Here is a 7,840-nt window from a genome sequence, read left to right on the forward strand (position 1 = left end):
CGCCATTGTTAAAGATCCGCTTCAATGAATAAACGCTAACGGCGCCAATGCGCAGATTGTAACCTTTGCAAAGTCGGCGTTTTCACCCAAGAATACAGTCTAGGACCGCTGCAATGACGCATGAGAAGCGGTCATTGATAAAGGCTGCAGCGAAGTTTTGAGGTTAAAGGGCAGGACTGCGGGACAAAGCGTTAATCGTCAGCCAAAGTCTCCAAGAAAGCCTCTAGGTCCTCAGCGTCCTGATCGCTCAGTTCCAACGGGCGCAAAATCGCTTCGCCATCGCTGTGCAGCCGTTCCATATCGATATGATTATAGTGCTGTATCACGGCTGCAAGGTCGGGAAGGCTGCCGTCATGCATGAAAGGCGCAGTGTGAGCCGCCCGCCGCAACGTTGGCACGCGGAAGATGCCAAAATTCCCGTGCTGAAACCGGACGTTTCGAACTGCCCACGCGCCCGCCTTGCTTGCGTCATCGGCAAAATCGCCATCCAGCGTAAAAGGGCTTTCCAAAAGCCGGTCAATCCCCTCTGCCCGGCCTGGATCAACCCCGCCTTGCTCTAGGAAATAGGGAACGGCTGCATCGTGGAATTCGCCATTGGTAAACTTCGGACCAGAATGACAAAAGGTACAGTTTCCTCGACCGATAAAGATCTGCAAACCGCGCTGTGCCGGTTCAGGGTACTGCGTGGCCAACTGCATGTCGCCATTCGCCAAGGCGTCCCGAAAGTGATCAAATGAGGTTTTCCCACTGCGCAATGTCTCGATATAGGCCGCGAGAATCTTTGAGATGTTCACTGTTGTTTCAAGCGCCGATTCGGCGTCCATTTCACCATAAATCGCTTCATACGCCGGGCGATGCACGCTTGCGAACAGGGCGGATTGCATCGATTGCGGATCATGGCCCAACTCGGCGGGATTCAACAGCGGAGTAAGATTCTGCGCCCATAGACTGTCACTGTCGCCAGACCAGCCATACCAGCGCTGTCCGGCAAGGTTCCAAAGCGCTTGCGTATTTCGGTCTAACCTCTTGCGCCCTTCGGCGCGCGCCAGCCCGTCGGAAAAGTCCCGCTCGGGGTCATGGCAACTGGCGCAGCTCATGGCGCGATCCCTCGACAAAATCGGGTCCGAAAAAAGAACCTCGCCCAGAGCAATGGCGTTTGCATCACCCGATACCCGGTTGCTGGGGTCCAAAGTCACCTCAGGCGGCCAGGGACCGTGGCGCAGCGTTTGCGCCGTTTCATCCGCGCTCAGGATCACGTCGGCCTGAGTGGAAGATAAGCCGCAAAGCACCCACACTAGTGTCCCAATCAAACGGCCAGTCCACGTCATTTCAGGGGCACTTCTGCGGTGTAGGTGTAATTCCGCCTCGCAGTTTCTGCTTTGACCCGAATTTCCCAAAGGCCCGGCATGTGGAACACAATATTGGACACCTCAAATCGATTGTTTGCAATCTTGTTCACATCGACAGTGAAGTTCATTCCGTGGCGATGTGCAGGCATAAGGGCATCGAACATCAGTGTCTCGATCTGCCGGTTCGGATGACAAAATGTGACGGTTATGGCAAATGGCGCAGACAAAGGTGGTTCATCCATCTCGACATAGGCCAATGGGGCATGATCCACTTCCGGTGCCAATCGGGTCGCATCGGGTGGCGCTGGACAGGCCAGCGCGCCGGATGACAGCGTAAAGCTCGCCAGAAAAGCTATGCGGATCATTTGGCCGCCAACATCGCCTCGGCATTCTCAAAGGCGATCTTGCGTGCAATGTCATCTGGCATGTGTGCCAGCCAACTGCGCGAAAACTCTGCATGTCGACCAACGTAATGCCAGCGCTCAGGCGCGAAGGTATCGGTGCCCACCATAAAACGATCGGGAAACTCCTCAAACGCCTTGCGCCATTCCGCATCTACCCCGTTGCCGCTTGCCATGTCTGAGCGATAAGCCAAATCTGCCCAGACCCTTGGATGATCGCGCAGAACATCGGCAACCTGCTTAGGTTCTTCAAAACCGGAATGGGCCCAAAGCACGCGAGCCTCAGGCCAGGTTGCAAGAATTTGTTCCAGAGCATCACGGTCGCCATGATGGTGCAACAGAAGGTTGCGTTCACGGGCCATGCCGATCATGGTTTGGATTACGTCGGTTTGGATGTCGTCTCCGTAGGCGTGAAACTCGCCGATGGCTTCGTACTCGAACTTCGCCAGCTTCTCTGACAGGTAATCGATGACAGAGGGATCATGCATCCAGGTGCCAATCGCGCCGCGACGTTCATAAGGCCGCAAAGCTGGCACAATAATGTCGGGTGCAGCAGCTTGCAGCAACTGTGTGCCGCGATCATCTGAGCTCGAGACCAGTGCCTTACGCACTCCGGCTTCGCGCAGAATTTTCACAACCTCATTGGGCGGCACAAACGTTACTGCATCGTGACTATAGTGCACATGGGCGTCAAAAATCGGCAATTCCTCAGCATGTGCTGAGCCGCCCAAAAAACCAAGGGCCACAATAATCCGCAACGTAAAGTTCATGGTGCCTCCAATCCTCTAATGGTATCTAGCGCAATTGCGGTTGGGCCGCCAACACGCAAAGACGCCCTGTGCTATCTCGCTGTGAGTTGGCAGGTATGGGCTCAAAGCTGCCTTGCGGCGGTGCGGCACTAAGTTTTTGGGCCAGCGGCGTCCCAGGGGATTGCTCCTGTGACCGCTGTCAGCCCTGACCTGCCGTTCGTGACAAACCTGTCTATTGGCCGTTTCCAGCCCAAAGCAGGCTTTGCCTCCACGCGAAGCAATGTCTGAATTGAACATTCGCGCAGCCAAGTCAGACGACGGTTCAGCGGGACAAAGCAGTCGTTGGTATCAACCGGTGCTATGGCCGCTCTGCGCCCGATGCAGGCTCGATCAAAGTGCGCGGGACAGAAAGTGGAAGTTTTCTGAGACTTGTGAAACTTCAATTACTCCGAAAAAACAGGCTGTATCAGCACATCTCGCTTATTGTCTCGCATGTCCCAAAACTGCTGTCGTCCAATCCACTGGCACTCGCGGCCTCGGCAAATTGCAAGGTGGATTTGAGCGAGATCTTAAACGGGCAGGAACTCCCTTTTGGCTCACAAAGTCGTTACGCAGATCTCTGCCTCGTATCGTGAAACCGTTTGATTTTTTTGTGAGAGTCCCGCACTCTTTCGTCGGACCTGCCCGAAGCGCATCAGTGGCAACACGATGCCAGACATACTGGAAACATAAAATTTGGAGATAGCATTGAGACAAGTATTCCGACTTTTTTCGCTCGCGGCAGTCGCCCTGTCGGCAGGTGCTGGCATGTCATTCGCTCAGGACGACGGCAACCAGGGAATTCCATACAAGTGGGCCCCTTGGAAGGATCCGAATAACCCTAATGTCCTCATTTACAAAGATAGCAAGGACGATCTATTCGCCCGGCGTGACACATCGGGCGATCCCGAACGGAAGCCGGGGTTGTTCTATCCCAACCGTTACGTGACCGGCCCGTTGTGGAACTCTATCCCGACATTCATGGGTGCGCCCATTGCCATGTCTCCCGAAGACTTGGAAGCGGGTGAAGTGGACGTAGCTTTGGTCGGTCTCTCGATCGGTGACCAGATGCTGCCGGGCGGTCGGTTCGCCGCGATGAAGATGCGATCGCTCACAGACTATCTGTTCTACCCGTTCCAAGGCACAGATCAGGCACTTGCTGTTGATATTTCCAAACTGGTCGTCGCAGACTACGGAACGATCGCCGCAAACTGGATGGCTGACAATCAGACCAACCTCGATGAAGTCCATAAGGTGTTGTCCGAGATCATCAATGCGGGCGCAGTTCCTATTGGGATTGGCGGAACGCACATTCAAAGCTACGCCTTTATGACAGCCCTCGCGCAGAAATACGGCGCAGGAGAGGTTGCGGTCTTGCACATTGACGCGCACTACGACGCCTACAGCAAGGAAGCCGGTAACTTCGTTCATAACGGATCGTTTTTCAAGTTGGCGGTCGACAGCGGTTTGCTGGATGGCGCGAAGCTTCACCACCTGGGTTTGCGCGGATCCACGCCAGATTACAAAGATCTGAAATGGATGCGCGAAAACAAGCTGCGGTTCCACTTTAATACAGAAATCGAAAAGGATGGATGGGATGCGGTTCTGGCCCGGTTGCTTGACGAACTGAAAGGCAAGAAGCTTTATGTCTCATTCGACATGGACGGCGTCGATCCAGCCTATGCTCCCGGCGTTGGCACGGCGGAACCTGGTGGTTTGACTGCCGACCAAGCGATTCAGTTGATGCGTGCGGTCGGCATCCAAAATGAAATCGTTGCAGCCGAGTTCAACGAATACAATCCGTTTCTAGACGATGCCCACCAATCCACGGGTATTCTGATGGATCGGCTTGCACGCTCGCTGATGGCTGGTATGCAAGGTCAGCGCGAAGGCATCGAAGATCCGTTGTATTTTGATCCCGAACGTATCCTACACAATGGCGCTGACTAAGTCCGCCTCGTCCGTAACAGACCAATTAAGGCAAACCCGCTTTGAGCAAGAAAACACTAATGCCGTTCTTCAAAGAACCCCTATTTGTGTTCCTTGTTCTAGGCGGGCTTCTCTTTGCAATAGACGCCTACATGGCCTCGACTCGCAAAGAGCAGATCATCGTTGATCAGAGCACTATCGAGTATCTCATCGAGCGACGGGAAGGGCTCGAACTTAGAGAGATTTCTCCGGACGAGTCCGAGAGTCTGATTGCATCATATGTCGAAGACGAAATTCTTTATCGTGAGGCCTACAAACGCGGTCTGAACGAAGGCGACACCCGGATGCGCCGCAACATGATCCTAAAGCTTCGAGGTCTCATTGTTGCTGAACTGGGTGAACCGACCGACGATGAGTTGCGGTCATTTTATCAAGAGAACCTGACTCAATACACCAGCGACGAACAGTTTCAGGTTGATCACGTTTATTTTTCAGATGCTTCGTCCCTCTCCGACGGAATTGTTGCTCAACTCGACCGGGGCGCCGACTTTCGACACGTGTCAGAGAAGTACAACCGCACTTTAGGCCGAAGCTCGATCCAAGGCACGCGCCGCGAGCTTGCCGACTACTTTGGGGTCGACGCCGCCAGATCTATTATCGAGGCAGCGTCGAGTGACTGGATGGGCCCGTTTTCTTCAAACTTCGGTATACACTTTGTTCGAAAAACCGACGTTGTTCCGCCAACTATCGCGCCCTTTGACGACGTCGCCCCGTATTTGTTGATGGATTGGCAGAGCGCTGAAGCCAGACAACGCATTGAGGCCGAGATCAATGTCGTTCGTGACAATTACGATATTGTGGTGACGCGGCAATGATCGCCCCTTTTCGCGCATTCGATGCAGGCCGGTTCCTGTCATGCTGAAGTTTGCGTTGTCGATCGGAGCGGCGAACTGGCAGTCTGGGAAAACAAGGCTTTGGTGCCTGATCGCTTTGGCATTCCTGACACTGAATGCAACCGCGGCGCTCGCTCATGACATTGGCGTTTCCAAGGTCGAATTGCGCGAGATGGACAGCAACACCTACTCCTTGCGCGTGCAGGTAGACGCCGTAACCGGGAGAAGTTTTGCTGCCCCCGAGTTGCCAGAGGGGTTTACCTTTATCGCAAACCCTCGTGGCATACAGATGGGGGCGTGGAAGGTGTACGAGTTCGGTGGCGACCAGTCTTTGATTGCAGGCGACACCTTGTACGTAGATTGGCCACGAGACGGGATTCTGATCACCGCAATCTGGTCTGAGGGAAACAAAGCGACACGCCTCATCAAGAGGTCTTCGGGCGTTATCACAATCGAACTTTCTGACCTCCATGCTGGGTCCGGATCTGTCTGGGCGGCATCCAAACGTTACCTATCACTTGGGGTGGAACACATCCTGACGGGGTTGGATCACCTTTTGTTTGTGCTTTGCCTTGTGTTTGTCGTGAACGGTGGTTGGCGGCTGATAAAAACCATCACGGCTTTTACGGTTGCCCATTCAATCACACTCGGATTGGCCACGTTCGGCTGGATTGCGTTGCGTCCTCCGCCAGTGGAAGCTGCTATTGCACTGTCGATCGTTTTTCTTGCCTCCGAGATCCTCCTCAAGGACCGAGGTCGTACATCGCTGACATTTGAGCGGCCCTGGCTAGTCGCCTTCATGTTTGGCCTGCTTCACGGCCTTGGCTTTGCGGGGGCGCTTTCCGAAATCGGTTTGGCACCCGAGGAAGTGCCTATTGCGCTGCTTTTCTTCAATGCAGGCGTAGAGCTGGGACAAGTGTTGTTTGTCGCTTTTGTTCTTGCCACAACAACAGTTTTCAAGCGTCTCTTCGGAGACGTTGGTCCAATTCGGCGTGCGCGCGCCGCCGTCGTCTTTGGAATTGGCATCCTCGCGATGTATTGGTTTCTGGATCGGTTTGCTGGCATTGTTGCCTGACTGCGCATAGCCGCCGTTCGTGCCTTGAGCTGCATCAGTCAAAATGGGCTCGAAGAGGGATTTAACCGCAGTTGGCCTCAAAGTCTGCTTCGGGGGAACGTCGAAACTTTGCAAATGTCGCTATCTGCGCTTTGCTGACCTTCGTGCGCAGCGCAGCATCGACTTCGGTTGCCTGGGCTCTCTTAACGTCTGCTTTCGGAAACCTGGTCATAGAATGTCGAGCCTGCAGTATGGTCGCTGTTGCATCTTTCGCCAATGTCTTGAAAGGGCTGGAAGCCGTCGTTAGGCAGGTGTTGTTCCAAAGGCAGAAAAGGGCGGGAACGGTCATAAGATTGGGATGCCAAGGCAGCCGGAATGGGCAATACGAGCTCCCCTTCCGGACCATCTTTCATTCGATCTGCTTTTGGCAGACCTGCAAACGAAAAATTCACACCTGACAGGCTAAACTCCTCGCTGCGATAAGTAATTGTAAAACATATTGAATTTCCTTCGGCAGTCATATGTTCTGCACGAATAATAGCCAGCCTGAACATGCTTAAATCAACGATTTGCTCAACTACCTAACCCTATAGGAAGTTCAACGGCATTTTCGTAACCTAATCATGTGGTTTTGGCCCACGTGAAGGCGGCACCTTTTTCGCCCTCAATGCAGCTTGCTTTGAATTTCTATCCCCACAAATTCACAGGAATCAAATCATGCTGAAAATAGGCACAGTTCCCGCTCGCCCTTTCGATCCACACAAGAGAGCAGCCACCCCTGCGATGCGTTCCCTGATTGGCGAGGTCCGAAGTCAGCTTGCTGGCTACGAAAAGTTCCACCATATCCGCAAACGTAAGCGCAGTAACTGCGCACAACAAAGCTACGACACTATCGTTGAGGCCGTCGTCTGCGATGTAGTTCATAGGGAGCTTGAGCAACTTGGAGGAACACTTCATGTACCGCAAAGCAATCAGGTTCTAAGGAAGAAGTCCCGCTATAAGGGCAAAGCGTTGAGTAAAGTTTTGCCGGACGTCCTCAAGGTCATGTCAGTAGAGGAAACGGGCTTTCTGTGCATCCAAACTGGTAAGCGTGGCTACACTGTTCAGGTAGGTACTTCGAAGGAAGTTGTTCCAGGCAAGCAAACTACCCTCCGAGCAGGCAGCAAACTACTTACCAGGATCCAGGGGTTTGGAATTTCCTTTGCCGATATCCGTCGCTCGCATGCAGAGGAGGTCATTCAGCTTCGTGATCAGAAGCCTCGAAACGACAAAGTTGGATCCCTCCTCGAATATGAGGATACAGAGGAGACTGAGGCGTTGAGAGCCTCGTTGCGGTCCATCAATCACTGGCTTGAACAGGCCAACATCGAGTGCACATTGGCCAACTCCGAAGACCGGCGTTTAAAGCGGATCTTTAACAATGGCG

At 53.6% G+C, this 7,840-nt stretch carries 7 protein-coding genes and 1 pseudogene; 4 read left to right on the plus strand and 4 right to left on the minus strand.

Annotated elements, in window-relative coordinates:
* Nucleotides 1–191: 191 nt before the first annotated feature.
* The 3 genes from JXR15_RS21035 to JXR15_RS21045 are packed head-to-tail and all read right to left on the minus strand — an operon-like array spanning nt 192 to nt 2,520.
* A complete protein-coding gene (locus JXR15_RS21035; RefSeq protein ID WP_422055152.1) occupies nt 192–1,328 on the minus strand; it encodes a cytochrome-c peroxidase in 1,137 nt (378 codons plus the stop codon).
* Nucleotides 1,325–1,714 carry a hypothetical protein gene (locus JXR15_RS21040; RefSeq protein WP_422055153.1) on the minus strand — a complete coding sequence of 130 codons (390 nt, stop codon included), beginning with the start codon at nt 1,712–1,714 and terminating at the stop codon, nt 1,325–1,327. Before JXR15_RS21040 ends, JXR15_RS21035 begins: the two co-directional genes overlap by 4 nt.
* Nucleotides 1,711–2,520: an amidohydrolase family protein gene (locus tag JXR15_RS21045; RefSeq protein WP_422055154.1), complete on the minus strand. Its 810-nt coding sequence runs from the start codon at nt 2,518–2,520 to the stop codon at nt 1,711–1,713. Before JXR15_RS21045 ends, JXR15_RS21040 begins: the two co-directional genes overlap by 4 nt.
* 726 nt (nt 2,521–3,246) lie before the next feature.
* Here JXR15_RS21045 and JXR15_RS21050 point away from each other — a divergent pair.
* Genes JXR15_RS21050 through JXR15_RS21060 form a run of 3 tightly spaced genes read left to right on the plus strand, consistent with a single transcriptional unit; the run spans nt 3,247 to nt 6,435 of the window.
* Nucleotides 3,247–4,488 (plus strand): arginase family protein, encoded by a 1,242-nt coding sequence (locus JXR15_RS21050; protein ID WP_422055155.1) that lies wholly within the window; start codon nt 3,247–3,249, stop codon nt 4,486–4,488.
* A 41-nt stretch (nt 4,489–4,529) separates the two neighbouring features.
* Entirely contained in the window at nt 4,530–5,342 is an 813-nt protein-coding gene (locus JXR15_RS21055) for a peptidyl-prolyl cis-trans isomerase (RefSeq protein ID WP_422055156.1), read from the plus strand.
* A gap of 40 nt (nt 5,343–5,382) precedes the next feature.
* On the plus strand, nt 5,383–6,435 hold the full coding sequence (locus JXR15_RS21060; protein ID WP_422055157.1) for a HupE/UreJ family protein: 1,053 nt from the start codon (nt 5,383–5,385) through the stop codon (nt 6,433–6,435).
* A 182-nt stretch (nt 6,436–6,617) separates the two neighbouring features.
* Here JXR15_RS21060 and JXR15_RS21065 read toward each other — a convergent pair whose 3' ends face one another.
* Nucleotides 6,618–6,968: a hypothetical protein gene (locus JXR15_RS21065; RefSeq protein WP_422055158.1), complete on the minus strand. Its 351-nt coding sequence runs from the start codon at nt 6,966–6,968 to the stop codon at nt 6,618–6,620.
* 163 nt (nt 6,969–7,131) lie between these two features.
* On the opposite strand from JXR15_RS21065, the pseudogene JXR15_RS21070 reads away from it, so the two are divergent.
* A pseudogene (locus tag JXR15_RS21070) lies at nt 7,132–7,840 on the plus strand (hypothetical protein); the annotation flags it as partial.

Source organism: Shimia sp., from assembly GCF_049116215.1.
In the GTDB taxonomy this organism is placed as follows: domain Bacteria; phylum Pseudomonadota; class Alphaproteobacteria; order Rhodobacterales; family Rhodobacteraceae; genus Shimia.

Coding starts and splice junctions, on each gene's coding strand:
- JXR15_RS21035 (WP_422055152.1), bottom strand. CDS start 1,328: ATGACGTGGACTGGCCGTTTGATTGGGACACTAGTGTGGGTGCTTTGC.
- JXR15_RS21040 (WP_422055153.1), bottom strand. CDS start 1,714: ATGATCCGCATAGCTTTTCTGGCGAGCTTTACGCTGTCATCCGGCGCG.
- JXR15_RS21045 (WP_422055154.1), bottom strand. CDS start 2,520: ATGAACTTTACGTTGCGGATTATTGTGGCCCTTGGTTTTTTGGGCGGC.
- JXR15_RS21060 (WP_422055157.1), top strand. CDS start 5,383: ATGCTGAAGTTTGCGTTGTCGATCGGAGCGGCGAACTGGCAGTCTGGG.
- JXR15_RS21065 (WP_422055158.1), bottom strand. CDS start 6,968: ATGTTCAGGCTGGCTATTATTCGTGCAGAACATATGACTGCCGAAGGA.